Here is a 25,242-nt window from a genome sequence, read left to right on the forward strand (position 1 = left end):
TGGAAAGGATGTTGCCAATTAACTGAATTTTTTAAAGAAATAACCTACGCTCAGACCGAAATAAGTGTTTTTGTCTATATTGCCGGAGGAATGGCCGTGGAAGATGTGGTTTAACCCCAGACTATAAACTGCATTAAAGAATAGGCCATTTTTAAGCTCATAACCTGCCTGGAAGTTAACGCCTATATCATAGGGCTTCAGGTAAGTAACACCATCCGCCTCAGCACCAATCGGCTCTTTATCACGGTATTTTATCGGATAGTAATTGGAAATTCTGCGGCCATTCCATTCCTCATCGTACCTATCTTTACCAGAGATGCCTCTGCCAATATATGGTCCTGCGCCGGCAAAAATCTTTCCTGCTCCGGTCTGCTGTTTAAACAGCAGACTGGTTTGCAGTTCGAGATATGTGAACCGCCTTCTCGCATATACAAAGCTGTATTGGACTGCATCGGAGCTAGTAACGTCGATGTTATGACCTTTGGTATTTAAGAGCAATTGTGGCTGAAGATGGAATTTGCCGAATAAATGATGATCTGTGATGATGCCAGCTCTCCAACCAGCGTAAGGGTTGACATCAAGACCACTTGCTTTTGTGTTATTCCGGGAACGTAGTGAAGCATGATTATATCCACCAATAATGCCTATGGATGTCTGCGCAAAAGCAGGTGCTGTACAGATGGCCAGCAAAGCTAACAGTATGAAGTTTTTCATGAAATGTCGGATTAATTAAAACAAGGGAAAGACCGGATGAAATGTTGACTAGTTCCAGTTACTACTGAAGCAAGGTCATATGAGTTAGCTTAATTTTTTTAAGAAATAGCCTACGCCCAATCCGAAATAGGTGTTTTTAGATTTGAGCTCTTTGCTATAGTTATAGTTAGTTAACCCCAGACTATACACTGCGTTAAAGAACAAGCCATTTTTACATTCGTAACCTGTCTGAAAGTTAAGTCCGGCATCATAAGGCTTCTGATAAGAAACGGTGGCGTCATTGCCGCTTTCCTTCCTGAACTTTATAGGGAATTTCTGATCGTAAGATGTTGTTCCGTCGCTATAAACCTGAAACCCCCTGGCTCTTAATTTGCCGCCGATGCCCCGGCTTAGGTATGGACCGGCTCCTATCAATAATTTGCCGCTACCCAAAGGTTCCTTAAATAATAAATTAGCTTGTAATTCCAGATAAAGCATCCGGAGAATGCGTTCACTAGAAAAGGCAAAGGGGCCATTATAATAATAACGGGATTTATAACCTTTGCTATTCAACAATAATTGTGGTTGGAGATGGAATTTCTTCCATAGTCGATGGTCCGCTATCAGGCCGGCACGCCATCCTTGTTTGAAATCATAATCCCAGCTGCCATACATTTGTTTTTGTTTCGGATGTAGCGACGCCAGATTATATCCTCCAATAACGCCTACGGATGTCTGAGAATAAACGGGTAACATGCTGATGGCCAGCAAGGCTAACAGTAAAATTTTTTTCATGAACGTTTGGGTTTTGTTTGCATCGAAAGTAAATCAATCGCTCTAAAAGAAAAGTTAAACTGAACAGTTTGAATGACCGTTCACGCTATTTTAACTTTTTGTTTTCGTTTACGCCGTGAAGTACTTTATATAACATAAAAGCCTCACCATTTTGTTGATACATATACAGCTTGCCGATTCGTTATTAAATGAGCGTACCCGCGTAATAGTGATTTGTCGATGTATAAGAATACAGAAGGTGCAATAGTAAAAAAATGCTTTAACAGAAAGGCGTATAAAAAAATCAGGAGAAGGATATGCTCCTTCTCCTGCGATGAAACAATGTAGCTTGCGATTACATGGAAATAATGATTGTTTTTTCAATCACAAATGTCTCACCAGTTACATATCGTACAGTCATCGTTACATTATATGCACCTGCATAATAGAAAGAGTGATTGACGCCAATTTTGTTCAATACAGGGGGCGTACCATCACCGAAATCCCAGTCAACAGATGCTACGTTGTCACGCTCGGTTGGACCAGGTACAGACAGGATGAATGTAGCGACCCATTCACCGGGATTTACCGAGCCGTAAGGACGAACAAAGTGAAAAAAGTCCGGCGTTGGTACGGTGTCTGTGGCTGATTGTGAGATTTTTGTGTTGTTAGTAGATTGAATGGTAGTATTTGCGTACATGCCAATGCTTGCAAATACGAGGAGAACGGCTAACAATGATCTTTTCATAGTAGAAGGGATTTTGGGTAAACAAAAAATAAAAATATTTTCACAGTGAAAATAGACAGTAACTAATGATGTAAAATGTTAAAATACTGCAGTTGAGTATATGTACTCAGCCGGAATAAAGGCTGTCCACCATAGGAAAACAGCCCTTATTTATATGGATATTAGCCCATTAGTACGCGTCTGTCTCTATTGTCAGGAATGTATGATAGTCAACGCCTGTTGTACCGCCGGAATAATCCGATACTGTGACTCCTACACTTAAATTACCCGTTGCGTTCGCGGTGAATGGAATCACATGACAAACCATGCGCATCCCGGTGCCATAAAGCTTGTGGAACTGTGCGCTACTGCCTGGCGCATTGGGAATGGTCACACTTACACCAGACGTGGCGAGTTGAAGTACCTGTCCTGCAACAGAAGGATTAAATGCACCTACAAGGGTGATCCTTCCTTTCATACCATTGTACACAGGAATGGAAGCAGTACTAACGGACAACAGATTGCTGCTGCTGTAGGTATTTACAGGAACGTTTGCAAAAGCTTTCTGAGTTGATAAACCATTGCCCCGCAGATTTGATACAGTAATACTGTTGTTAGACGGATTATTAATGATAGCGCCACTTCCCGCGTGTAGAACACCTTCGATATTGGTGAATGAAACATTCGCCCCTTTTATGTTCACCGCGTTTATGACATTCTGATTGCTTGTCAGCTTGGAGATATTGAATACGGTGGAGTCGCTGTCCAACTCTACAATGGCGCCGTTAATGCTGGTTGGGGAAACCTTTTCCACATACACACCTGTGATGTTAAGATGCGCTATTCGTGGCCCGATCTGAATAGCGTTGTCGTTTATGCCGTTAAAGACGTTGTCAGATATTTCAGTCAGCAGGCTCCATATACCAGGGGTCAGATTGCTGATCTTAATAGCTCCCTGATGGATATTGTTACTAGCGATAGTGTTGGTGCGTGCATTGGCAGGTGTTGCTAGTGCATTATCTCTTTCCAGGAGAATTGAATAAGCCCTGTAGCCGCCGATGTACAAGCCACCTTCGTCATTAAAAGGCAACTGAATACCGATATAGTTGCCGATGATCTTCCAGAAAGCGGCGTTTCTCATGTAAATGCCATACTGGGCATTATCAATTGTACATCCTTCAATAACGAGTCCTTCGTTGGTGAAATCGCCACCCGAGTAAGTTGACTCGGATTTGATACCGTAGGAACCTGCATTATTGGATCCTGCACAATAAATAACCGTATCCCTTACTATACTTTCAGCGTGTTTATTCTGAAAGTAGATGCCGTTCAAGTTGCCTGACAGCCAGCAATTATCTACCAGTATATTACGGCAGATATTAAACTTAATCGCAGTGTCAAAATCGACAATATTACATTGAATGACGCGGATAAATTTGTAGAACGCAAGGTCTTCGAGAATGATGGGAGGATTTTTTTTTGCGTAACCGCTAAAACTAAGGCAGGTGGTGCCGGAAGTTTTTCCTTTCCCCTGGAAGTTTACCTCTACGAACTCAATTCCTTCGGCGTTTACTTGTGCCGGCTGATTCAGTGTGAAAGTGAAAAGTGTACCGCCGGTAAAATCAGCTGTGATGAGACACCTGTTGCCTACAAATCGCACACTCGAATATCCTACAAAGGACAAACCAGCCGTTAATCGGTAATTACCACGTCCCAGCAGAATCTCTGATCCGGAACCTGCTGTTTGAATACATTTGGTAAATGCTGTATCATCTGCTGTAATACCATCTCCTTTTGCTCCAAACCAGCGAATATTCAGTGAAGATGTGTAAATACGTTTCCATCTTCCGGTTGTTACCGGCGTGCCTCCGACGGTCACTGAGAAGATCGTACCTAAGTTGTCTGCTTCGGTTGAATCTGCATCCCAGTAAAACTCACCACCTCCCTTATCATCGGGCGCATAATATCCCAGCAGGGTGCTGATTTCATTAGAGGAGGGGATTGCAGAGAGGGTCTTTAACTCACTGACGTTGTTAAATGTCATGTTCCAAATCTTTGAGGTTAATTGCAAAAATGCTACTCAAAGATCGCTTGTCACTACGCATGGAAAATACGTAGTCAAACATAAAAAACCACTACCTATCTTCTGCTTTCAACCGTATAAATAAAGCTGTCAGACTTGTAATAACCCAGGTTTAATTCTACAGGTTTATCTGACTGATCATATACAAAACGTTTACGGAACAGTATAGGACTACCGGTGTCTATCTCCAGCTTACCCGCAATGAAATTGTCTGCTGCTTTAGCACTGATCTCTTCTTTTGAAAGCGTTGCAATAACATTGTAATCCTGTTCCAGTATCTCGTATAGCGGACGCTTAAAGTCTTCTTCACCACTAAGGCCGATAACGGGATGAAAGTAAGACACGAAATATACAAACGGTCCTTCCGGACGTCCTCTCAGTCTTTCCAGCTTCAGGACCTTCTCTTCCGGTTTGATGCCAAAGAAATGAATGATCTCCTCATTCGGTTTCACCCAGCTGATATGTAGTTCGAAGTTCCTGATAGGAATGCCCCTGGCTGCCATCTCCTGTGAGAAACTTTTCCAGTTCATCGATTTCGAGCTAACCGTCTTTTCCGATACCCGGGTACCAATCCCTTTCTTGCGGATCAGTAATCCTTCGTATACCAATTTGTTCAGGGCCTGCCTGAGCGTGGTGCGGGATATTTCCAGCTGTTGGGATAACTCTACCTCGTTGGGCAGGAACTTGCCATTCCTGAACTGAGGATCCTCAATCATTTTCCGCAATAATTCCTCTGCCTGAATATGCAGGGGAACGGCGCTGTTATGGTCTATAGAAAAGTTCATATACAAAGAAATGTCAAAAGTAATGGACTATGTCCAGAAAGACAGCAAAAAATATTTGCTTTCTATGATCATTGTCCATATGTTTGTACATATAAAAATCAATGAAAAGTCCGAATTTACGAATGTTTCTATGGAAATAAGACTAAATAAGACGAGATGAACGAATATAATGTATGTACATATAGCTTAAAATAAACTGCTGAACCGGAACATGACAAAATACTATCTGCTTTTACTGGTATGGTGCGGGATCTGTACCACCACAAAAGCACAGCACAAAGAGCAGGTGTTCACGTCAATAGAACTGAAACCTACCGTCGCTTATCTGAAGTATGAAGGACGGGCCGCCAGGATGGTGCGCCTCCTGTTCCATGGCGGAAAGAACTATACTGCCGCCACGGCTTTCATTAGTTTCAACGGCCTGAAAGACAGTATCAGGATCAATCCAGGCGAAAAGGGACTGGAAGTGTTTGAACTGCCCCTGCCAGGTAGTCCCGTACAGCATCAAACACAGCTATATGTGAGGCTGGCCGCGGGCGGAAGGGAATACACCGCCCGCTGTATGGTAGCGCCTGCACCTGAGTGGAAGGTATACCTGCTGCCACATTCTCATGTAGACATTGGATATACTAATGTGCAGGAGAAAGTGATGCGCCTGCATATGAACAATATTGACGAAGCTATTAAGATTGCGCAGCGTACACAGAACTATCCCGCAGACGCGCGTTATAAGTGGAATACAGAGGCTTTCTGGGTGGTTGACCACTATCTCGCGGCAGCAGATGAAGCGAAGAAAAAGGCATTCTGGGACGCTGTTAAAAAGGGATGGATCAATATTGATGGTGCATATGCAAATATCAATACCAGCGTGACCGATTCCCGGCAGCTCATGCAGATGTTCCATACTGCTGTCAAAACCGCGGGAGAACACGGACTTACTATCAGTACCATGTTCCAGGGAGACATACCTGGCGCCTCCTGGGGACTGTCCAGCCAATCGGCTATTACCGGTATCCGGTATTTCTGGGGTGCTCCTAATGCAGGCGACCGTATCGGGAACTCACCCAAATGGCGCGACCGGCCTTTCTACTGGCAATCGCCCGCCGGCGAGAAAATGCTCTACTGGCAAAGTGAGCCCTATTCCATTGGCTACACACTGAAAGGAAGTAAGATACCGAACTTTTTTACCGTGGAAGATCCCGTGCCTTATTATACCGGCAAGCCATCAGAGAACTTCCTCAATCCATACCTGTTCGACTATCTCGCAGAACTTGACCGGAAGAAGTTCCCTTACAATATGACCATCATGACATGGGCCATGAGTGACAATGCACCGATAGATCCGGAATTGCCCGACGCCGTCAAAGCATGGAATGAAAGATTTGCCTCGCCCCGCCTCGTCATCACATCGGTAAAACAGTTCTTCGGAGATTTTGAAGCTGCTTATAAGGATAAGATCCCGGTTGTTTCCGGCGACTATACAGAATTCTGGACGGACGGTATCGCTTCCGCTGCCTGTGAAACAGGATATAACAGGAATGCTTCCGAGACACTGCAACAAGCAGATGCCATCTGGGCACTGCGTAATAAACAAGGCTATCCCGCTAAAGACTTCGATACTGCCTGGAATAATATCCTCTTGTTTAACGAACATACCTGGGGCGCTTACAACAGCATTTCCCATCCTGAAGATCCTAAAGCCATTTCCCAATGGGGATATAAACGCTCCTTTGCTTTAAAAGGAAAAGAACAATCCGCCAATCTGCTGGCAAAGGCAGCGGCAGGAGAGGCTGCTCCCAATGCAGTGGATGTATACAACACTATTGGTAATATACGTACAGAAGTTGTGATCCTGTCGGCAGCACAAAGTGCAGCCGGTGATCTCGTGAAAGAAGTTAACGGAAAAAGTGTGCCTTCCCAGCGATTGAGCACAGGCGAACTGGCTGTATTGATCCAGCACATCGCACCTTTCTCCAAACAACGTTTCACCATTCATGCCGGTAAGGCCTTCGTCAATACAAAGGCAAGTGTTACTGCCTCTACACTACAGAACGGCCTATACAAAATAGTACTGGATGAAAAGACAGGCAATATCATCCGTCTGGAAAGAACAGGCATTGACCGTAACCTCGCTGATTCAGGAGGTCTGAACAGGTATTCTTATCTACCGGGCGACTCTATCGAAAAGATACAATATGCGGGACCGGCAAAGATCAGCATGAAGGAAAAAGGCCCCTTAGTAGTTAGCTTGCTGGTGGAATCAACCGCTCCGGGTGCGAACGCATTAAGCAGAGAAATACGCCTGGCAGCAGGTACGGACCGCATTGAGATTATCAACACTATTGATAAGAAAGCGGTCAGTGCGAAAGAAGGCGTACACTTTGCTTTCCCTTTTAATGTGGCAAATGCACAGGTGAGATACAGCATTCCCTGGGGAAGTATAAATGTGGAAGCAGACCAGCTACAATACGCCAACAGGAACTGGTATACCGTACAACGTTGGGTGGATGTATCCAATAAAGAATACGGTGTTACCTGGTCAACACCCGACGCCCCGCTGTTTGAAGTGGGCAGGCAAACAACAGCCAACCTGCTGGGAGGATTGTATGATTCTCCGAAATGGATCAACTTCACGGAACAACATCCGGCATTGTATTCCTGGGTAATGAATAATTTGTGGCATACCAACTTCCGCCATGCGCAGGAAGGTATAACCACCTTCCGCTATTATCTGCAGGTACATCATGCTTATGATGCCTTTGCCGTCAATCAGACAGGACTGGCTCATCACCGGCCACTGATAGCAGCTCCTGCAGCAGGCAACGCCAATGAATCTCTTTTCTTTAATATCGATACTAAAGAGGTCTACGTAGAAAGTATCAAACCTGCCGGTGATGGCAAAGGCGTAATACTGTGGCTGGTGAATGCATCAGCTACTGAATCATCTGTTGCACTTACAGCAAAGGACAAAACAGCTGGTCTGAATGTATGGGAAAGCAACATGCTCGAAGAATATAAACAACAATTAAATAACAAAGTAACACTGCCTGCGAAAGGCATTATGATGTTACGTGTTGAGAAGAAATAACAATAATAAGATTGGACATGTCGGACAATGCAATAATAAACCCGGGTATCAGCAGGGTAGAAGAGGGAACTGATAATTGGCGTACCAGCGGTCAGCACCTGCTGCCTTTGCAGCAGACGGCCGCGCCGGAAGGATATAACATCTTTCCAACACATGCCCTGGGGAATGGTAAGATCAGCGTAGGTTACGAAACACTGGCGGACTGGATCATTACACAAGGACAGGTGCAGATAGATGGTTACACGGGTGTACTATGGACTGAGATACACAATTCTCTGGATAAGATCTTCAACAAACGGTCCTTAAAAGTGAAATGGCATTTCACAGAAGATGCGTTGAAAGAGGAGGATATCATCGCCCAAATGGTCCGTCCTTTTATTGGCGATCCAGGAACAGTCTGGGGTACACGCACCTCCTTACAGCTGGCGGATTTCTTTTATGAAGAAAAACTGGCGGCTATGCAACCGGAAGCCGGATATGACCTGCATATCGTGATCGGTACAGGCGCTGCATTGGTACGGGAAAATAGTTCCCTGGTGTACCTGGATATGCCTAAAAATGAACTGCAATACCGTATGCGTGCAGGCGCTGTTACGAACCTGGGCAGCAGTAAACTGGATACCGCGGCAGAGATGTATAAACGTGCCTATTTCGTGGATTGGGTAGTGCTGAACAATTACAAGCAATCGCTGGCAGACAGGATCTCTGTATTTGCAGATACACAATGGGGACATACGCTGACATGGATAAAAGCAAAAGATCTGCAGGCCGGTATTGAACAGATATGCCGGGACACTTTCCGCGTTCGTCCCTGGTTTGAACCTGGTGCATGGGGTGGGCAGTGGATGAAAAAACACATCCCGCAGCTGCCACAGGAAGAGGTAAACCTCGCCTGGTCGTTTGAGATGATCGTACCGGAAAACGGTGTACTCTTTGAAAGTGATAGTTATCTTTTTGAAATTCCCTTTGAATGGCTGATGTTCCTGCAACATACCGCCGTGCTGGGAAAACATGCCGACATCTTCCGATATGAGTTTCCTGTCCGTTTTGATTTCCTGGATACCTTTGACGGTGGTAACCTGTCGATCCAGTGCCATCCCTCACTTCCTTATATCAGAGAGCAGTTTGGCGAGACTATTACACAGGATGAAACATATTATATCCTGGATTGTAAGGAAGGGGCGAGTGTGTATCTTGGTTTTGCAGCGCATATTGATCCGGTTCAGTTCAGAGCCGCACTGGAGAACAGTCAGCTGGAGAACAGACCCGTGCAGATCACGGATTATGTACAGCAGCATAAAGCTAATAAGCATGACCTCTTCCTGATACCCAATTGTACTGTGCACAGCGCCGGGGCTAATAATCTCGTACTGGAGATCAGCGCGACGCCTTACATCTTTACATTTAAGATGTATGACTGGCTGCGTCTGGGACTGGATGGAAAGCCAAGGCCGATCAACATCGATCATGCATTTAAGAATCTGGACTTCAGCAGACAAGGTGCCGTAGTGAAGAAAGAACTGATCTCTGCACCAAAGCTCATAGAAGAAGGCGCCGGCTGGCAGTTATGGCACCTGCCTACACATGCGCAACATTTTTATGATGTTCACCGCCTGGAGATTGTACATGAAGTTACCTTTGATACCGATGGATTTTGCCTGGTAATGATGTTGGTGGAAGGAACGGCTGTCGCAGTAAGAACCGCCAATGGAAAGGAAATTGTGTATCATTATGCAGAGACATTCGTGATCCCTGCAGCAGCAGAAAGTTATACCCTTGTTAATAAAGGACCGGGAACGGCAAAGGTCATAAAAGCCTTTATCAAAGCAGAACACCCGGTTTTCAGTACCATCAGTTATGAAAGCACAATCTGATTTTCTCCTCGTTATGACCACAGTGGTCGCCTCATTGGGAGGCTTCCTCTTTGGCTTTGATATGGCGGTCGTATCCGGCATACTGCCTTTTGTGCGGCAACAGTTCGCATTGTCTGCCCTGCAGGAAGGATGGTTCGTCTCATCTGCACTGGCAGGTTGTATTGCAGGCGTTATCGTTGCCGGTAACCTGAGCGATCGCCTGGGCAGAAAGAAACTGCTCTATATGGCTGCTTTGCTTTTCCTGCTGGCAGCATTGGGATGCGCCTTCTTTCATGCCCTTTCCTGGATCATTGCAGCCCGTATTTTGGGTGGGGTGGCAGTTGGTATTGCTTCGAGTATTGTGCCGCTATATCTGTCTGAAATTGCTCCGGATGATAAAAGAGGACGGCTGGTTACCTATTACCAGCTGGCTGTTACTATTGGCATCCTGGTAGCCTATTGCAGCAATGCACAGTTGCTGTCTTACGCTGAAGCCCATCAGCATGATACCGGCAGAGGACTGCTCCACTTCCTCTTTGTACAGGAGGTATGGCGTGGTATGTTCGGTATTGGTATGCTACCTGCGGCATTATTCCTTCTGGGTCTGCTGTGGGTGCCTGAAAGTCCGCGCTGGCTAATGCAGCGGGGAAAAACGACCGCCAAAGAAGGATACGGCCCCCTATTCGATCCGGCCATGCGCAGGGCTTTGCTGATAGGGATACTATTGCCATTATTCTCACAGTTTAGTGGTATTAATGCGATCATCTATTACGGGCCGACTATTCTCAACAACGCTGGTATTACCCTGAGCAACTCATTCCTCAGTCAGATCATTTTTGGAGCAGCCAATGTGTTCTTTACCATCTTCGCGATCTGGAAGGTGGATAGTCTCGGCAGACGGCCGCTGTACCTATGGGGCACCGCCGGCGCTACTATCAGTCTGATTATGACCGGTATCTGTTTTTATACCGGTGCTACAACAGGTATCGCCCTCCTATGTTGTGTACTGGCTTTTCTTGCTTTCTTTGCATTCTCGATCGGACCACTGAAATTTGTGATCGCAGCGGAGATCTTTCCCGACAATATCCGGGCAAGGGCATTATCTTTAAGCATCATGGTGATGTGGGTGTCTGACACCATCGTCGGACAATTAACACCTGTGCTGCTGCGCAGCCTGGGCACAGCGCAGACCTTCTGGTTCTTCGCTGCATTTTGTCTTGCTGCGTTCATCGCAGTTTACAGGCTGTTACCAGAAACGAAAGGACAATCATTTGAACAGATAGAGCAATATTGGAAAAATACAACGAAACAAACGGCATGAAGGATACACAGGTCTTAAGTGTGGATATAGGTGGCTCTCACATTACAACTGCGTTGGTAGATATGCAGCGCAGAACATTTCTGCCTGATTCTATCTATCGCGAACATATTGATTCACATGCCGGCGCGGCAGAGATCATCAGCAGATGGAGCTATGTAATGAAGAAAAGCATGCTGGCCGGTAACGGTGTTCATCTTATAGGCATTGCCATGCCGGGACCTTTTGATTACGAAGAGGGGATCAGTCTCATTAAAGGACTACATAAATATGAATCCCTCTATGGCCTGAATGTGAAAGATCTGTTAGAAGAACAGCTGGGCATAGAGAAAAAGAATATCAGGATCATGAACGATGCCTCTTGTTTCCTGCAGGGAGAGCTGTTTAACGGTGCTGTGAAAGGCGAGAAGGAGGTATTGGGGCTGACACTGGGTACCGGCTTCGGATCATCCGTAGCAGACAATGGCATAGCCCGGGAGGGCACTTTCTGGAAAACACCTTTCCTGGATGCTACCGCAGAAGAGTACTTCTCTACCCGCTGGTTCCTTCGCCGTTATGAAGAACTGAGCGGCGAAAGAATAAAAAGCGTGAAAGAGCTGGCCGCAATAGCGCGGCAATCATCCTATGCCTTTACAGTGTTTCAGGAGTTTGGCTATAATCTCGCTATGTTCCTGCTGGAACAGCAGCCTATTCCCTCACTGGTGGTACTGGGAGGAAATATCACACAGGCGTTTGACCTGTTCCGCTCCAACCTGGAATATCATATGAAGGACACCCGTTTCCTTGTCTCTGAACTGGGAGAAGAAGCGATCCTGCTGGGAGCTGCCGGTTTCTGGGAAATAGACGGATAGTCTTTATTGCAGCTGCGGTTTATAGTACAGGATCACCACACCTGAACGGAAGGTCCTGGCTTTCATGAATTGCAGATGGATGTTTTCTTCCATATCCCTGAACAGGGGAACGCCATGCTGTATAAAGACGGGATGCACCCATATCTGGAATTCATCTATCAGGCCCTCCTGTATAAATGATCTTACAATACTGCCACTGCCGTAGATGATCATATCTTTCCCGGGCGACTGCTTCATTTTCAATACCTCTTCTTCAATATTCTCTCTTACCAGCCTGGTATTGCTCCAGGTAGCACTTTCCAGGGTCTGGGAAAAAACGACCTTGTTATGATTGTTCATCATATCTGCATATTCCAGTTCTATTCCGGTGAATGTCTTATTAGGCCAGTAGCGGGCCATTCTCTCATAGCTCACACGGCCCAGCAGAATAGTGTCTGTTTTACCCAACTGATCACAGAAATAGATTGACATTTCGTCGTTCCACAAAGGGAAATGCCAGTCCAGCTCTCCATTGGTCCCGGCCATGAAACCATCAAGCGTAACATTCATAGATACGATTATCTTTCTCATTCAGTTAGAGTTTCTCACTTTCAAAGATACTATGACAAGACAGGTTGGAGGGGGCGTGATCCGGACTTGTAGCGGGGTTGTTTCTGACATCTAATTTTCCTTATTTTTGCCATGCAACCTGTTTATTAAACTGCTGATCCCAGATGAAACACATTTCAATCCTCGTGCCGGATGAGGCTGTATTAGGCACCATCTCTGATACACGTTACATGTTCACCACCCTGAACGAGTTCCTTGAATCGGATGGTAAGCCGGCAATGTTTAAAGTACAACTGGTCGGGCTGACCCGCGAAGTACCTTTGAATCAGGGGCTTTTCTCTGTGCATCCCGATGTGCTGATCCAGGATGTGAAGAAAACAGACCTGATTGTCATTCCCGCATTAAGTGGTAACCTGAAAGCAACCCTGGAAAGGAACAAGGCTTTCATTCCCTGGATCGTTGATCATTACAATAAGGGGGCTGAGGTAGCCAGTCTGTGTATCGGTTCATTTATGCTGGCCGCTACAGGATTGCTGGACGGGAAAGAATGCTCCAGCCACTGGGCTTCTGCGGCAGAATTCAGGGCTATGTTCCCCGATGTGGACCTGATAGATGGCCGGATCATTACAGAGGAACAGGGCTTATATTCAAGTGGTGGCGCCTCTTCCTACTGGAACCTGCTGTTGCATATCGTTGAAAAATATACGGACCGCTCACTGGCTATCAAAATAGCCAAGCTGTTTGCGCTGGAAATAGACAGGAAAACACAGTCCCCTTTTGTCATGTTCAACGGTCAGAAGAAACATGAAGATGAACCTATTAAAAAGGCACAGGAGTTTATAGAAAGTAACCTGACAGAAAGGATCTCTGTGGACGACCTGGCTTCTAAATTTGCTATCGGCAGAAGGCATTTTGACCGCCGTTTCAAAAAGGCGACCAACAATACACCCGCTGAATATATTCAACGGGTGAAGATTGAGGCCGCAAAGAAATGGCTGGAAAACAGCCATAAAAATGTGAATGAGGTCATGTATGAAGTAGGCTATAACGATACCAAGTCTTTCAGAACCGTGTTCAAAAAGATTACAGGTTTATCGCCTATCGATTACAGGAACAAATACAATAAGGAAGCGGTGGTAGCCTGACCTAATCCAGGAAATTGGAGGTCAGGGTATCCCATACTTCTTTTCCGTTGCCGTTAAATACCTGTTTCAACGCATACATACCGAACCCTTTTGCCTGAGAGAACTCTATCTTAGGCGGCATTACCAGTACAGACGGATTCACGACGGCATCTATCAGTACAGGCCCTTCGTGCGCAAATGCCTTTTCCAGGGCAGCGCCTACATTGGCAGGATCTTCCAGGCGGATACCTTTAATACCTATTGCTTCAGCCATACGGGCGAAGTCGGGATTCTTCAGATCAGTACCATAAGGTGGCAGTCCGGCTACCTTCATTTCCATCGCCACAAAACCTAAAGAGCTGTTATTAAACACGATGATCTTCACCGGCAGATTATACTGTGCAATAGTTAGGATATCGCCCATCATCATCGCAAAACCGCCATCTCCTGAAAGAGAGATCACCTGTCTGCCGGGATAGGTCAGCTGTGCTCCGATAGCCTGTGGCATAGCGCTGGCCATAGAGCCATGATTGAATGATCCCAGCAGGCGTTGTCCTTTCTTCATCTGCAGATAACGGGCTGCCCATACCGTTGGTTCTCCCACATCGGTGGTAAAAACTGCATCATCTGCCGCCAGTTGATTGACCATATGCGCCAGGTATTCCGGATGTATAGGCGTTTTATCTGCTTTGCCGGTAGCATGGCTTTCAAGTGATGCACGGCTATTCCTATAGTGCTCCACACACTTATCCAGGTAAGAACGGTCGGTCTTCCGTTTTACCAGTGGCAGCAGGCAATGAAGCGTTTCTTTCACATCTCCCACCAATCCCAGGGCAATATTGCAACGTCTGCCAAGCCGCTCCGCACGAATGTCGATCTGTGCGATCTGTGCACGGGATGGGAACCAGTCCTTGTAAGGAAAATCCGTTCCCAGCATGATCACCAGGTCGCTGTTTTCCATAGCATGGTAGCCGGAAGAGAATCCTATCAGGCCCGTCATGCCTACATCAAAGGGATTATCATATTCCACATGTTCTTTACCCCGTAATGCATGCACCATGGGAGAAAGCAGCTTTTCTCCAGCAGCTATCAGTTCATCATGTGCGCCAGCACAGCCGCTACCACAGAGCAAGGTGATCTTTTCTGACTGATTGATAAGCGCTGCCAGTTTATTTAACTCGGTATCGGAAGGACGTATGGTGGGGCGGCTGATCATCAGGCTGTGTTCCAGGCCGTTGCTTTCCACGGTCTGCATGGCAACATCTCCCGACAGGGCAATCACAGCTACGCCACCCTGCCCAACGGCGCTTTGCATCGCAATCTGTAATACGCGTGGCATCTGCCGGGCAGAGGCGATCGTTTCGCAATAATGGCTGCATTCCCGGAAAAGGGCTTCCGGCCGGGTCTCCTGGAAATAAGAGGTACCTATCTCCGTACTAGGGACCTGGGCCGCAATAGCCAGTACAGGGGCCATGCTGCGGTGGGCATCGTACAATCCGTTAATCAGATGCATATTGCCGGGACCACAGCTCCCTGCACAAACGGCCAGTTTGCCTGTCAGCTGCGCTTCCGCCCCGGCGGCAAAGGCCGCCGCTTCTTCATGGCGGTAATGGATCCATTCTATTTCGTCGTGCTGACGGATCTCGTCTGTAATACTGTTGAGGGAATCTCCCACCACGCCATGTACTCTTTTGACGCCGGCGGCTACCAGTTGTTCCACTATTTGTGCAGCTATCGTTTTGGGCATAAAACAAGGTATTATTTGCTTAAATTTACATTTAAAATCAATGTGTTACAGCTTAGTAAGGATTCTGCCAACAGGAACCGTAACCTGTACAAAAAAACTGAAGCAGTCACCATTTTTGTGCCGGCAGATTGTCTTATACTTGCTCTTTAAAACGTAGACGTCATGATCACAGCGGTATCAACTCCGGCCGGGAATAGTGCCATCTTAAAAGCCATTACAAAGGAAGAGGCAGCGCAGATCAAAATCCCCAAAAAATATATCAGCCGCAAAGAAGAGATCTACCAGGATTTTCTCCGGCTGCTGGACGAGCATCTGGCTGATATAGTAGCAGAGCGGACAGACAAAATGAAGGAGCTCAGGGATTTTGCCGAAGCACTGTTCATTCACCCTACACATCTCAGCAATGTTATCAAAGAACATACCGGCTATCACCCTTGTTTCTTTTATGAAGGAAAACTGCTGAAGCTCGCAAAGGAATTGTTACTGAATAATAAACGCTCAGTAGCTGATGTTGCCTATTTACTTACTTACGACCCTTCTAACTTTACCAAGTGGTTCAAGTCATTTGAAGGTGTAACACCTTCACAATTCAGGCGCTTACACCAGCAGGGTTAAAAAATACTGAAGTAGGTACCATTTATACTGAAGAAGGTACCATAATTCCGGAGCCGCGATGTGCCAACTTTGTACTGTAATCAAACACAGTACAAAATGAAAACGACGAAGAAAATAGCACTCGTAACGGGCGGCAGCCGCGGATTAGGTAAGAATATGGTGATAGAACTGGCAAAGGACGGACATCATATTGTGTTCACTTATAACAGTAAAAAAGACGAAGCACAGAAAGTTATTGCTGAGGTGGAGAAATTTAACGTAGAAGCGATAGCCCTGCAGTTAAATGTAGGCGATAGTAAATCATTCCCCGCCTTTAAAGTCAGCCTGCTGCAGGCACTGAAAGAAAAATGGGATACTGCCAATATTGATTTCCTGGTGAACAATGCCGGTATTGACCGTGCCTCACTGATCTCCGATACAATGGAAGAAGACTTTGATGCTTTGATGAACACTCACTTCAAAGGCACTTATTTCCTTACACAAACATTATTGAATGTGATTGCTGACGGTGGAAGGATCGTAAATATTTCAACCGGTCTGGCAAGATTTGTAACTCCTGGTTATGCTGCTTATTCTTCTATGAAAGCAGCCGTATATAACTTCACAAAATACCTGGCAAAAGAATTAGGCCCAAGAAAGATCAACGCCAATGTGGTAGCACCCGGCATTATTGAAACTGATTTTACCCGTGATGCGCTTGAAAACCACCCAGGTGCAAAAGAGTATCTGTCAACTCAGATAGCACTGGGACGTGTTGGTGTACCCGATGATATTGGCGGTGTTGTGGCATTCCTTTGTAGCGAAAGAGCAAGGTGGATCACTGCGCAGTGTATAGAAGCATCAGGCGGAATGTTTCTGTAAAATGCATGAAACGGTGAATACCGGAAGGCTGTCTGTCATAAACAGACAGCCTTCGCTGCTATTAACAGGGCGCGTTGTAATCATCTCAATAAGCTGGGACGCTGCTGGCAGTGTCCCATATTCAGGCAAACAAATACATTGCGTCAAAGTCTCCGGTATCGATATATCCCTAATGTTTCTATGTTGTATCGTATTTGGGTACACATCTGGAGAATTACAGGTTCATGCCGCCAGATGCCTCAATGCGCTGTGCGGTTACCCAGCGGGCATCCTCAGTGCACAGGAACGCAACTACGCCGCCGATGTCGTCCGGCTCACCAACCCGACCAAGGGCTGTTACCGCCTTTACATTGGCGTTGTACTGTGCATTGTCGCGAATAACACCGCCAGCGAAGTCGGTGGCAATTGCACCAGGAGCAACAGCGTTTACTCTTATGCCGCGTGCCCCCAGTTCTTTTGCCTGGTAACGGGTAAGCGTTTCGATAGCACCCTTCATAGATGCATATGCAGAGTAGCCCGGAGAACTAAAACGAGCCAGGCCACTCGAAACATTTACAACGCCACCATGATCGTTGAGGAAGCCAAGTGCTTTCTGAGTCAGGAAATAGACACCCTTGAACTGAATGTTCATCAGCAGGTCGAATTGTTCTTCGGTGGTGTCTTTGAAAGGAACATTCATGCCAATGCCGGCATTGTTTACAAGGTAGTCAAAACGGTTTACACCAAAGGTGTCTTGAAGAATTCTGGCGAGCTCGGTGAAGAATGATGAGAAAGAATTTACATCGCCAGCATTCAGTTGTAAAGCAGCAGCTTTGCGGCCGGTTTTTTGAATCGCAGCAACGACTTCCTGTGCTTCTTCTTTTTTGCTGTGGTAAGTGATAATAACATCCAAACCCTTTTCAGCAATTTTTAGTGCCATGTTCTTTCCTAATCCACGGCTGGCGCCGGTGATGAGTGCAATCTTGTTTTTTGTTTCCATTTTTATTGGTTTATGTTATTACCTCAAAAATATCTGCGTGAGGTCAGGCGGATAAGCTGCCTTCGTTCAGATACGGTCTTTGCGCGTCAGAAGGTGAATGTGAAACGTTAACGTTAGAAGTCTGTTATCGTCGTTTTGTTCGGTTGTTAAAGCGGAAATGCTCTGGTAGCTGGCCAACCAGACCCGATGGAAACCAGTGCCATTATATGACGTTGATGCGATTAATAAAGTTCCTGCGATACGTGTCGGCTATCGGCACAAAGCGGCCTTCTATAACAAGGCCCCCGTCCTGCAGGCAGTCTATTTTATCAAGGGCCACTATAAACGATCGGTGCACACGAATAAAATTGGTTGCCGGCAGCCGCTCGGCTGCAGTCTTAAATTTAACATGTATCAAATAGTGCCGTTGGCGCATATGTATTTTTACGTAATCGCCCATTGCTTCGGCAAACAGAATATCGTCCAGCTTTAGCTTGCGTATTGTGGTAGAATCACGGATGAAAATAAATTCATCAGTCATGGCCTGAATGCCATGCTCCCGGGTTTGAAGCATTGACCTGGCTCTGTCGATGGCCTGTATAAAACGATTCGGTGGTACCGGTTTTACCAGATAGTCCGCTACGTTGAGCTCAAATGCCTGCACCGCATAGTCATTTTTACAAGTGGTAAAAATGACCACTGGCTTTTTGTCCTGTAGATTCCTTATGAGTTCAAGACCTGACATTTCTGGCATTTCTATGTCCAGCAAGAGCAGATCTACCTTTTGCTCCAACAGGAAATTATATGCCTCAATTGCATTGCTGCATTCGGCACTGATCACGAGGTCGTTAACCATGGTGGCCAGCTGCGCCAGCGTTGCTCTGGCGATCGGATTGTCGTCAATAATTACACAAGTCATCGGTTGCTATGCTTTAATTCGTCATCTTCATTAGCCAATCTGTGTGCCACTCAATAATGTTTTTAGAATCAAAATTTTAAGAGTTGTTCTTTTTAAAATATGTCGACATTTAGATAGTGTTGCCAGCTGGAGCTGTCGATATTTCGGCAGATCGTTTTACTTTTAACGGAAGTCTTGTAATTTGCTGGCTATAAGCGTTTCGGAAAATACCGCTTCATCACAGCATGGACATATGTTTGGGGAAAATTAAGCATGCGGTATCTGTCCATCGCCTGCAGCGGCTTCTGATAGCCGTCGTTGTATCATTGTCGGGAATGTGTTTGAGTATTCGGAATGCGCAGGCGCAGTATACTATAAAACCACCAGTTGTGGCTGCGAGCCAGGTACCGGAACTGATGGCTGAACTTCATGCTCATCCATCTGCGGATGCCCGGCTGAAATTACTGTTGAAGCTAGCGTCTTTTTACACTTATAAGTCTGCCAAATATCCGGCTGATGTGCAAAAAGCAGGTATGTTTCTGCGATCGGCTGATTCGCTTGCCACCATTCTGCATGAGCAATCTGTCCGCAATCAGGTACTGTTGGTAAAGGCTGCCTGGCTTGGATTTCAGGAGCAATATAATGCAGCAGAGCAGCTGGCTGCAAGTGCCGACGACACTACCCATGCGAACATTCTTATAGGTCTCATCTATCGTTACCTCAATCGTCCCGATCAGGGGACACTTCAAAAAAAGATAGAACAATTGTTCGCGCAAGCTGCTTCAATTACTGACTCTGTCCATCATCCGGATTCCTATCTGCTGTTTCGCCGTAATTGGGCTGAACTCCTGATGTGCCGTCATGAGTACGACAATGCGGAGCGGCTTCTGAACGACCTGCTGGCTTTTGGTCGCCGGCGGGGATCAAAACAGTTGCAGGGAGTATACCTTTCTCTATCTCATATAAACTGGGTACTGGGACGTTACGACGTTGCACTGTTCGATGCCCTGAAAGCGGTTGATTATGTAAAAGCCAATGGCGACTCTGCCAGTGCAGGTGCTGTTTACCAGATGTTGGCTATGCTTTTTAGCAGAACAGGGCATCGCGACAAGGCGAAGGAAAACTATGATCGTGCACTGTACTATCTGGTGGAATTTGGTGGAGATACCGGTAGTATCTGGACTAGTCTTGAAAGTGAAGCGTCAGACCTGTTCAAAGAACATAAGTACCAGGAAGCACTGAACTATATCCTGGCACAGGCAAAGGTGCATCCACCTGCCACTTTCCAGGATCAACAGGCTATTCTGGCGCGCATCGGAGATTGCTACCTGAAACTGAAGCAGTATAGCAAGGCCGAAGGATATTTCTTACGGGAATTTGTCAACGCTCAGCAGCGGCAGCCAGGCTCGGAAGAGCCTTTTCACAGGATAGCATTTTTTTACGTTGAAAGCGGTCAATTTAAAAGAGCGCAGCGCTATCTGGACAGTGCCGAGCTGTATTTACCGGGTATGAGCCTGCAGCGCAAAGCACATTTGTATTATATGCGCTTTCTCGCTGATTCTGCAATGGGCAACTACCTCAAAGCTATCCATTATCTCCAGCTGAATCGTACCTCTAATGATACTGTGTTTGAGGATAACAAGGTCAGGGAGATACAGCACTATACAGTGGCTTATGAAACAGAAAAGAAGACCCGGGAAATAAAGCTTCTACAACGAAGTAACGAACTGCATGTCGCAACGCGGCGTCATGCAGAATGGATTCGCAATATCAGTGTCGGGGCCGTAGTCCTTATTCTTGTAGCAATTATACTTTTTTATCGGCAGAACCGCAGTAAGCTCAGGATGGCTGCAACCATCAGCCAAAAAAACTTACAACTGGAACTATTGCTGCGAGAGAAGGAGTGGCTGCTGAAAGAGGTGCATCACCGGGTTAAAAACAATCTCCAGGCAGTGGTAAATCTGCTGGAAATACAGGCTGAGTTTCTGGAAGACGACGCATTGAAAGCAATAGAGAACAGCCAGCACAGGGTATATGCTATGTCACTCATCCATCAGAAACTTTATGCAGATGATGCTATAGCTACTATTAACCTCGCTGATTATATCAGTGAGCTGACTTCCTATCTCAAAGAAAGTTTTGGGCAGGAAGTACCCATGAATATTATATTAGACGTGGAGCCGGTAGAAGTTGGCCTTGATATAGCCGTTCCGCTGGGCCTGATTGTCAATGAATCCGTATCCAATGCTTATAAATATGCGTTCCCGCGTAAAACAGACGACATGGCTATCCTGATCCGCTTAATATTTGCCGGAGATAACTTTGAGGTTGACATCGTGGACAATGGCATCGGCTTGGCAAAAGACCGGCCTGAACGTCCGGGATCCCTGGGATTGAAGCTGATACATGGGCTCAGCCGGGAAATGGGTGCGACCGCAGAACTGTTCAACGACCCGGGGCTACATATCCGCTTACGTATCCCCAAAAAGTAGAAGCCCTGCCAGTAAGCATCATCAAGTTTTGTCTGAGTTTTCTCTGAGCGTCCGGCCGCGAATGACCGAGCCCTTAAAAAAGGAGTCCTGCTCTACTGTCATTCAGACAGAAAACGCAAATGGGAACTCCAACTATCGAAATATCGATAGTTTTTATTTTTGTGTAACGGCATGTAACTTGCCCGGTGTTATGGTTACTGTTCTACACCTGTTTTCTTATTTTTTTGAATCGCGTCACTAACACCATAAAGTAACATTCATTTGAAAACTAAGATTCTGATTGTAGAAGATATGTTTGTAGAGGCACATGCTCTGGAGCGGACGCTTCTCGGCGCCGGTTACGAAGTGTATCCAGTTGCTACTACAGTGAAGGAAGCATTAGCTATCCTGGATCATAATCCTGTCGATATGGTGTTGTTGGATATTTTTTTAAAGGGAGACCTTACCGGCATTGATCTGGCTCACCAGCTCAATCAGCGGGGAGTTGCTTTCATTTACCTTTCTGCCAGCTCTAACAAGGCAGTCCTTGAGCAGGCAAAAGCTACCCATCCATATGGCTTTCTGGTAAAACCCTTTCGGAAAACAGATGTATTGGTAACCATGGATGTTGCCTGGTACTTGCATCTTCATAAAAGACATACGCCAAAGCCGGATATCAACCGCTCTGTCAGTACCGGTGTCAATCTAAAGGAAGCTCACATTCGTCCCTGCCGTATTGTAGGTGACAGTGAAAAAACGAAGGAGCTTATTGAACAGATACGTATCGCAGCCAGTTCGGGCATATCTGTTCTTATCCTTGGAGAAACCGGCACTGGTAAAGAATTGGTGGCGCGTGAAATCCATGAACAATCATCCCGGCGTGACAAACCATTCATAACAGTGAATTGCGGCGGCATTCCCGCTTCGCTTGTAGAGGCAGAACTATTCGGACATGAACGGGGTGCGTTTACCGGTGCACAAACCCGCCGTATTGGAAAGTTTGAACAGGCTGACGGTGGTACAATTTTTCTGGATGAAATTGGTGAGTTACCCATTGATCTACAGTCAAAGTTTCTGCGCGTACTACAGGAAAAAGAAATTGAGCCTATCGGCGGTAAACTTAAAAAGATCAACGTGCGTGTGCTGGCTGCCACCAACCGCCACCTTGAAGATGAAATTTCAAAAGGAAGATTTCGTATCGATCTGTATTATCGACTGAGCGTATTTCCGTTACTGGTGCCGCCGTTACGTGAACGCAATGGCGACATCCCCCTCCTCGCGGAACACTTTATTAAACGCTACGCACAGGAGCTGGATAAGCCTATGACCGGTATTACCGACGGTGCTATGGAACAACTGCTGAAGTATGACTGGCCAGGTAACATCCGTGAACTTGAAAATGTAATCTTCCGCAGCGTTCTTATCAGCCCCGGTGCGATGGTTGACCGCCTGCCTATGCTCAACACAAAGGCCGCTGAGACGGAAGCCGAAAATCTTTCTATGTCTGCGCATGACCGTAACCATATTTTAAAAGTTTTGGGCAAATGCAACTGGAAGGTGGCCGGAAAAAATGGGGCTGCGGCTATGTTAGATCTGAAAGTATCAACACTCACTTCCCGTATGAAAAAACTGGGCATAGTACGACCCAGGTAATTTCCACATAGACATTTTTAGAAATAGCCTGTATCAAAACGTGCGATACAGGCTATTTTTATTTATATACCTGATGGCGTCAGGAGCGCTTTTATATGCTTGTACACAGGCTTGTTGTTTTGCCATATTCTGTTTTCCTGTGCCTTTAACCCCAACTCAACGTGTCTGAAGGCCAGTTCAACGAGCCGCATTTACGTACGTTCTTCCACAGCCATAATTTCACATCAGCAACAAAACAATAAACAATGAAACTCAAAAAAATTGCTATGACAATGTTGGTAGGAATTGCTATGAAGGCTAATGCGCAAAAAAATGATCCAGGCGTGGATCCGCGTATTGATCCCCAGATCCGGGTTTTTCTCAAAGGGCTCAATGATGCCGGTAAAGGCCAGCCTCCGATTTATAAGCTGCCGGGCACGGGTCCTGCTGACGCTTTAACTGCGCTGCAAAATCAGACACAAGTAGATCTTTCAGGCATTGAGGTGACGGAAAGAGTAATTACGCAAGATGGTATCAGCGTACCGGTACATATTGTCAGACCGGCGGGCGTTACGGGAACATTGCCTGTAATAGTTTTCTACCATGGAGGTGTATGGCTGGTAGGTAATTTTGAAAACCATAAGCGCCTGGTGCGCGATCTGGTAGTAGGTACAAATGCTGTAATCGTATTTCCTGACTACACACTTATTCCCCAGGCAAAGTATCCTACCCAGATCAACGAAGCCTATGCCACCCTGCAGTGGGTAGCGGCACATGGCGCCGAGATGAATGTTGATCCTGCCCGCCTTGCTATTGCTGGTAACAGTGTTGGCGGTAACATGTCAGCCGCCATTGCACTGATGGCAAAGGACAAAAACGGTCCTGCTATCAAAATGCAGGTACTCTTGTATCCCGCCGTGGGCGCAGACTTTAATACTGAATCTTATAAGGAGTTCGCTGATGGTCGTTTCCTGACGCGTGACTTCATGGAATTTGGTTGGAACCTATATGCTCCTAACGCTGCAACCCGCAAAGAGCGCTATGCCGTACCAATGGTAGCTACCAAAGAACAGTTGACGGGACTACCCCGCACCCTGATACAAACCGCTGAGAATGATCCTTTACGTGATGAAGGTGAAGCATACGGTAAAAAATTGCGTGAAGCTGGTGTTAACTGTGTTGTAACCCGTTACGTCGGTGTGATTCATGACTTTGGCATACTCAACGGCATCAACAAAGTTCCCGCCGTACAGGAATCTGTAAAAGAGGTGGTTCGCCAGCTGAACGAAGCGCTGAAGTAATATCAGTGCAATGCTTACAAACCCATATTATATAGGTGTTCATAACTTATCCGTAAAAATTATTACAATGACATCGTTAACAAATAAAGTCGCCCTGGTAACTGGTTCAGCACGAGGCCTCGGAAGGGCTATCGCAGAACGTTATGCATTATTGGGCGCTAATATTGTACTTAATTATTCGCGCGACAAAAGCTCTGCAGATGAAGCAGTAGCCAGTATTGAAAAAACTGGTGTAAAGGTGATTGCAGTAAAAGCGGATCTGACAAAGGTGGAAGAGATCAGCTACCTGTTCCAGGAAGCATTGAAACAATTTGGCAAGATTGACATCGTAGTTGCCAACGCCGGTATTGAAATGGTCGAAACGCCTGTGGTAGACTTTACTGAAGAGCAATTTGATCGCGTTTTTGCAATCAACACGAAGGGCAGTTATTTTACCTTGCAACAGGCCGCAAAATACGTGGCAGACAAAGGCCGTATCATTTACATCGCCTCTTCCACCACTGCATTCCCCGTTCCGGGGATGGCCGTTTACGGCGGCAGTAAGACTACACCTCGCTATCTGGTGGATGTGTTGTCGAAAGAAATTGGCCACAAGGGTATCACAGTAAACTCCATCATTCCGTTTGCCGTAGATCATTCGGGTATCTTCGTTGATCCCACTGCTTATCCGCGGTTAAGAAAACAGTTGCTTGATAGCTGTCCAATGGGCAGGCTGGCAGAAGTGGAAGATGTGGCAAATGTTGCAGAATTCTTTGCCAGTGAGCTCTCTTCATTCGTAAATGGCCAGCACCTATTGGTAAATGGGGGCGCTACCAATTAAATACTGCTTTATACTTTAATTTACGTAAAGGGTGGCACAATTGCCGCTCTTTACGTTACCGGACAGGCAATGTTCCAAAAGTGAACATATGAGT

At 46.1% G+C, this 25,242-nt stretch carries 20 protein-coding genes; 11 read left to right on the forward strand and 9 right to left on the reverse strand.

Annotated elements, in window-relative coordinates; genetic code table 11:
* Positions 1–18 precede the first annotated feature (18 nt).
* The 5 genes from L3C95_RS08145 to L3C95_RS08165 all read right to left on the reverse strand — a co-directional run bounded on the left by L3C95_RS08145 (position 19) and on the right by L3C95_RS08165 (position 5,062).
* Complete coding sequence (locus L3C95_RS08145; protein ID WP_236386541.1) at positions 19–714, reverse strand: outer membrane beta-barrel protein; 696 nt, start codon at positions 712–714, stop codon at positions 19–21.
* Between the two features lie 84 nt (positions 715–798).
* On the reverse strand, positions 799–1,488 hold the full coding sequence (locus L3C95_RS08150) for an outer membrane beta-barrel protein (protein WP_236386543.1): 690 nt from the start codon (positions 1,486–1,488) through the stop codon (positions 799–801).
* A 334-nt stretch (positions 1,489–1,822) separates the two neighbouring features.
* Positions 1,823–2,215 (reverse strand): PKD domain-containing protein, encoded by a 393-nt coding sequence (locus L3C95_RS08155; protein WP_236386545.1) that lies wholly within the window; start codon positions 2,213–2,215, stop codon positions 1,823–1,825.
* Between the two features lie 169 nt (positions 2,216–2,384).
* Positions 2,385–4,238 (reverse strand): glycosyl hydrolase family 28-related protein, encoded by a 1,854-nt coding sequence (locus L3C95_RS08160; RefSeq protein ID WP_236386548.1) that lies wholly within the window; start codon positions 4,236–4,238, stop codon positions 2,385–2,387.
* A gap of 95 nt (positions 4,239–4,333) precedes the next feature.
* A complete protein-coding gene (locus L3C95_RS08165) occupies positions 4,334–5,062 on the reverse strand; it encodes a GntR family transcriptional regulator (protein ID WP_236386551.1) in 729 nt (242 codons plus the stop codon).
* Between the two features lie 211 nt (positions 5,063–5,273).
* Here L3C95_RS08165 and L3C95_RS08170 point away from each other — a divergent pair, with 211 nt between their 5' ends.
* From L3C95_RS08170 to L3C95_RS08185, 4 genes are read left to right on the forward strand one after another with little or no spacing between them, the layout of a single operon-like run.
* Positions 5,274–8,150, forward strand: a complete 2,877-nt coding sequence (locus L3C95_RS08170) for a glycoside hydrolase family 38 C-terminal domain-containing protein (RefSeq protein WP_236386553.1) — start codon at positions 5,274–5,276, stop codon at positions 8,148–8,150.
* A 17-nt stretch (positions 8,151–8,167) separates the two neighbouring features.
* A complete protein-coding gene (locus L3C95_RS08175) occupies positions 8,168–10,024 on the forward strand; it encodes a class I mannose-6-phosphate isomerase (protein ID WP_236386555.1) in 1,857 nt (618 codons plus the stop codon).
* A complete protein-coding gene (locus tag L3C95_RS08180) occupies positions 10,008–11,324 on the forward strand; it encodes an MFS transporter (RefSeq protein WP_236386557.1) in 1,317 nt (438 codons plus the stop codon). Before L3C95_RS08175 ends, L3C95_RS08180 begins: the two co-directional genes overlap by 17 nt.
* Complete coding sequence (locus L3C95_RS08185) at positions 11,321–12,172, forward strand: ROK family protein (RefSeq protein ID WP_236386559.1); 852 nt, start codon at positions 11,321–11,323, stop codon at positions 12,170–12,172. The genes L3C95_RS08180 and L3C95_RS08185 overlap by 4 nt, the downstream gene beginning before the upstream one ends.
* Before the next feature lie 3 nt (positions 12,173–12,175).
* Here L3C95_RS08185 and L3C95_RS08190 read toward each other — a convergent pair whose 3' ends face one another.
* On the reverse strand, positions 12,176–12,742 hold the full coding sequence (locus tag L3C95_RS08190; RefSeq protein WP_236386560.1) for a dihydrofolate reductase family protein: 567 nt from the start codon (positions 12,740–12,742) through the stop codon (positions 12,176–12,178).
* 143 nt (positions 12,743–12,885) lie between these two features.
* Here L3C95_RS08190 and L3C95_RS08195 point away from each other — a divergent pair, with 143 nt between their 5' ends.
* Positions 12,886–13,866, forward strand: coding sequence for a GlxA family transcriptional regulator (locus tag L3C95_RS08195; protein ID WP_236386562.1), 981 nt, complete (start codon positions 12,886–12,888; stop codon positions 13,864–13,866).
* Between the two features lies 1 nt (position 13,867).
* On the opposite strand, the gene poxB is transcribed toward L3C95_RS08195, so the two are convergent.
* Positions 13,868–15,592: a ubiquinone-dependent pyruvate dehydrogenase gene (gene poxB, locus L3C95_RS08200; RefSeq protein WP_236386563.1), complete on the reverse strand. Its 1,725-nt coding sequence runs from the start codon at positions 15,590–15,592 to the stop codon at positions 13,868–13,870.
* A gap of 162 nt (positions 15,593–15,754) precedes the next feature.
* Here poxB and L3C95_RS08205 point away from each other — a divergent pair, with 162 nt between their 5' ends.
* Together L3C95_RS08205 and L3C95_RS08210 are read left to right on the forward strand one after the other, a co-directional pair.
* Positions 15,755–16,207, forward strand: coding sequence for a helix-turn-helix domain-containing protein (locus L3C95_RS08205; protein WP_236386565.1), 453 nt, complete (start codon positions 15,755–15,757; stop codon positions 16,205–16,207).
* Positions 16,208–16,303: 96 nt separating this feature from the next.
* Positions 16,304–17,068, forward strand: coding sequence for an SDR family NAD(P)-dependent oxidoreductase (locus tag L3C95_RS08210; RefSeq protein ID WP_236386569.1), 765 nt, complete (start codon positions 16,304–16,306; stop codon positions 17,066–17,068).
* 214 nt (positions 17,069–17,282) lie between these two features.
* On the opposite strand, the gene L3C95_RS08215 is transcribed toward L3C95_RS08210, so the two are convergent.
* Both L3C95_RS08215 and L3C95_RS08220 read right to left on the reverse strand, forming a co-directional pair.
* Entirely contained in the window at positions 17,283–18,047 is a 765-nt protein-coding gene (locus L3C95_RS08215; protein ID WP_236386571.1) for an SDR family NAD(P)-dependent oxidoreductase, read from the reverse strand.
* A 202-nt stretch (positions 18,048–18,249) separates the two neighbouring features.
* On the reverse strand, positions 18,250–18,945 hold the full coding sequence (locus L3C95_RS08220) for a LytR/AlgR family response regulator transcription factor (RefSeq protein ID WP_236386574.1): 696 nt from the start codon (positions 18,943–18,945) through the stop codon (positions 18,250–18,252).
* A gap of 314 nt (positions 18,946–19,259) precedes the next feature.
* Here L3C95_RS08220 and L3C95_RS08225 point away from each other — a divergent pair, with 314 nt between their 5' ends.
* The 4 genes from L3C95_RS08225 to L3C95_RS08240 all read left to right on the forward strand — a co-directional run bounded on the left by L3C95_RS08225 (position 19,260) and on the right by L3C95_RS08240 (position 25,148).
* Positions 19,260–21,416 carry a sensor histidine kinase gene (locus L3C95_RS08225; protein WP_236386576.1) on the forward strand — a complete coding sequence of 719 codons (2,157 nt, stop codon included), beginning with the start codon at positions 19,260–19,262 and terminating at the stop codon, positions 21,414–21,416.
* Between the two features lie 261 nt (positions 21,417–21,677).
* Positions 21,678–23,048 carry a sigma-54-dependent transcriptional regulator gene (locus tag L3C95_RS08230; RefSeq protein ID WP_236386578.1) on the forward strand — a complete coding sequence of 457 codons (1,371 nt, stop codon included), beginning with the start codon at positions 21,678–21,680 and terminating at the stop codon, positions 23,046–23,048.
* Between the two features lie 245 nt (positions 23,049–23,293).
* Positions 23,294–24,328 (forward strand): alpha/beta hydrolase, encoded by a 1,035-nt coding sequence (locus tag L3C95_RS08235; RefSeq protein WP_236386580.1) that lies wholly within the window; start codon positions 23,294–23,296, stop codon positions 24,326–24,328.
* Between the two features lie 67 nt (positions 24,329–24,395).
* Positions 24,396–25,148 (forward strand): SDR family oxidoreductase, encoded by a 753-nt coding sequence (locus L3C95_RS08240; protein ID WP_236386582.1) that lies wholly within the window; start codon positions 24,396–24,398, stop codon positions 25,146–25,148.
* Positions 25,149–25,242 lie beyond the last annotated feature (94 nt).

Source organism: Chitinophaga filiformis, from assembly GCF_021646545.1.
GTDB lineage: Bacteria > Bacteroidota > Bacteroidia > Chitinophagales > Chitinophagaceae > Chitinophaga > Chitinophaga filiformis_A.

Coding starts and splice junctions, on each gene's coding strand:
- L3C95_RS08145 (WP_236386541.1), bottom strand. CDS start 714: ATGAAAAACTTCATACTGTTAGCTTTGCTGGCCATCTGTACAGCACCT.
- L3C95_RS08150 (WP_236386543.1), bottom strand. CDS start 1,488: ATGAAAAAAATTTTACTGTTAGCCTTGCTGGCCATCAGCATGTTACCC.
- L3C95_RS08155 (WP_236386545.1), bottom strand. CDS start 2,215: ATGAAAAGATCATTGTTAGCCGTTCTCCTCGTATTTGCAAGCATTGGC.
- L3C95_RS08160 (WP_236386548.1), bottom strand. CDS start 4,238: ATGACATTTAACAACGTCAGTGAGTTAAAGACCCTCTCTGCAATCCCC.
- L3C95_RS08165 (WP_236386551.1), bottom strand. CDS start 5,062: ATGAACTTTTCTATAGACCATAACAGCGCCGTTCCCCTGCATATTCAG.
- L3C95_RS08170 (WP_236386553.1), top strand. CDS start 5,274: ATGACAAAATACTATCTGCTTTTACTGGTATGGTGCGGGATCTGTACC.
- L3C95_RS08175 (WP_236386555.1), top strand. CDS start 8,168: ATGTCGGACAATGCAATAATAAACCCGGGTATCAGCAGGGTAGAAGAG.
- L3C95_RS08180 (WP_236386557.1), top strand. CDS start 10,008: ATGAAAGCACAATCTGATTTTCTCCTCGTTATGACCACAGTGGTCGCC.
- L3C95_RS08185 (WP_236386559.1), top strand. CDS start 11,321: ATGAAGGATACACAGGTCTTAAGTGTGGATATAGGTGGCTCTCACATT.
- L3C95_RS08190 (WP_236386560.1), bottom strand. CDS start 12,742: ATGAGAAAGATAATCGTATCTATGAATGTTACGCTTGATGGTTTCATG.
- L3C95_RS08195 (WP_236386562.1), top strand. CDS start 12,886: ATGAAACACATTTCAATCCTCGTGCCGGATGAGGCTGTATTAGGCACC.
- poxB (WP_236386563.1), bottom strand. CDS start 15,592: ATGCCCAAAACGATAGCTGCACAAATAGTGGAACAACTGGTAGCCGCC.
- L3C95_RS08205 (WP_236386565.1), top strand. CDS start 15,755: ATGATCACAGCGGTATCAACTCCGGCCGGGAATAGTGCCATCTTAAAA.
- L3C95_RS08210 (WP_236386569.1), top strand. CDS start 16,304: ATGAAAACGACGAAGAAAATAGCACTCGTAACGGGCGGCAGCCGCGGA.
- L3C95_RS08215 (WP_236386571.1), bottom strand. CDS start 18,047: ATGGAAACAAAAAACAAGATTGCACTCATCACCGGCGCCAGCCGTGGA.
- L3C95_RS08220 (WP_236386574.1), bottom strand. CDS start 18,945: ATGACTTGTGTAATTATTGACGACAATCCGATCGCCAGAGCAACGCTG.
- L3C95_RS08225 (WP_236386576.1), top strand. CDS start 19,260: ATGTGTTTGAGTATTCGGAATGCGCAGGCGCAGTATACTATAAAACCA.
- L3C95_RS08235 (WP_236386580.1), top strand. CDS start 23,294: ATGAAACTCAAAAAAATTGCTATGACAATGTTGGTAGGAATTGCTATG.
- L3C95_RS08240 (WP_236386582.1), top strand. CDS start 24,396: ATGACATCGTTAACAAATAAAGTCGCCCTGGTAACTGGTTCAGCACGA.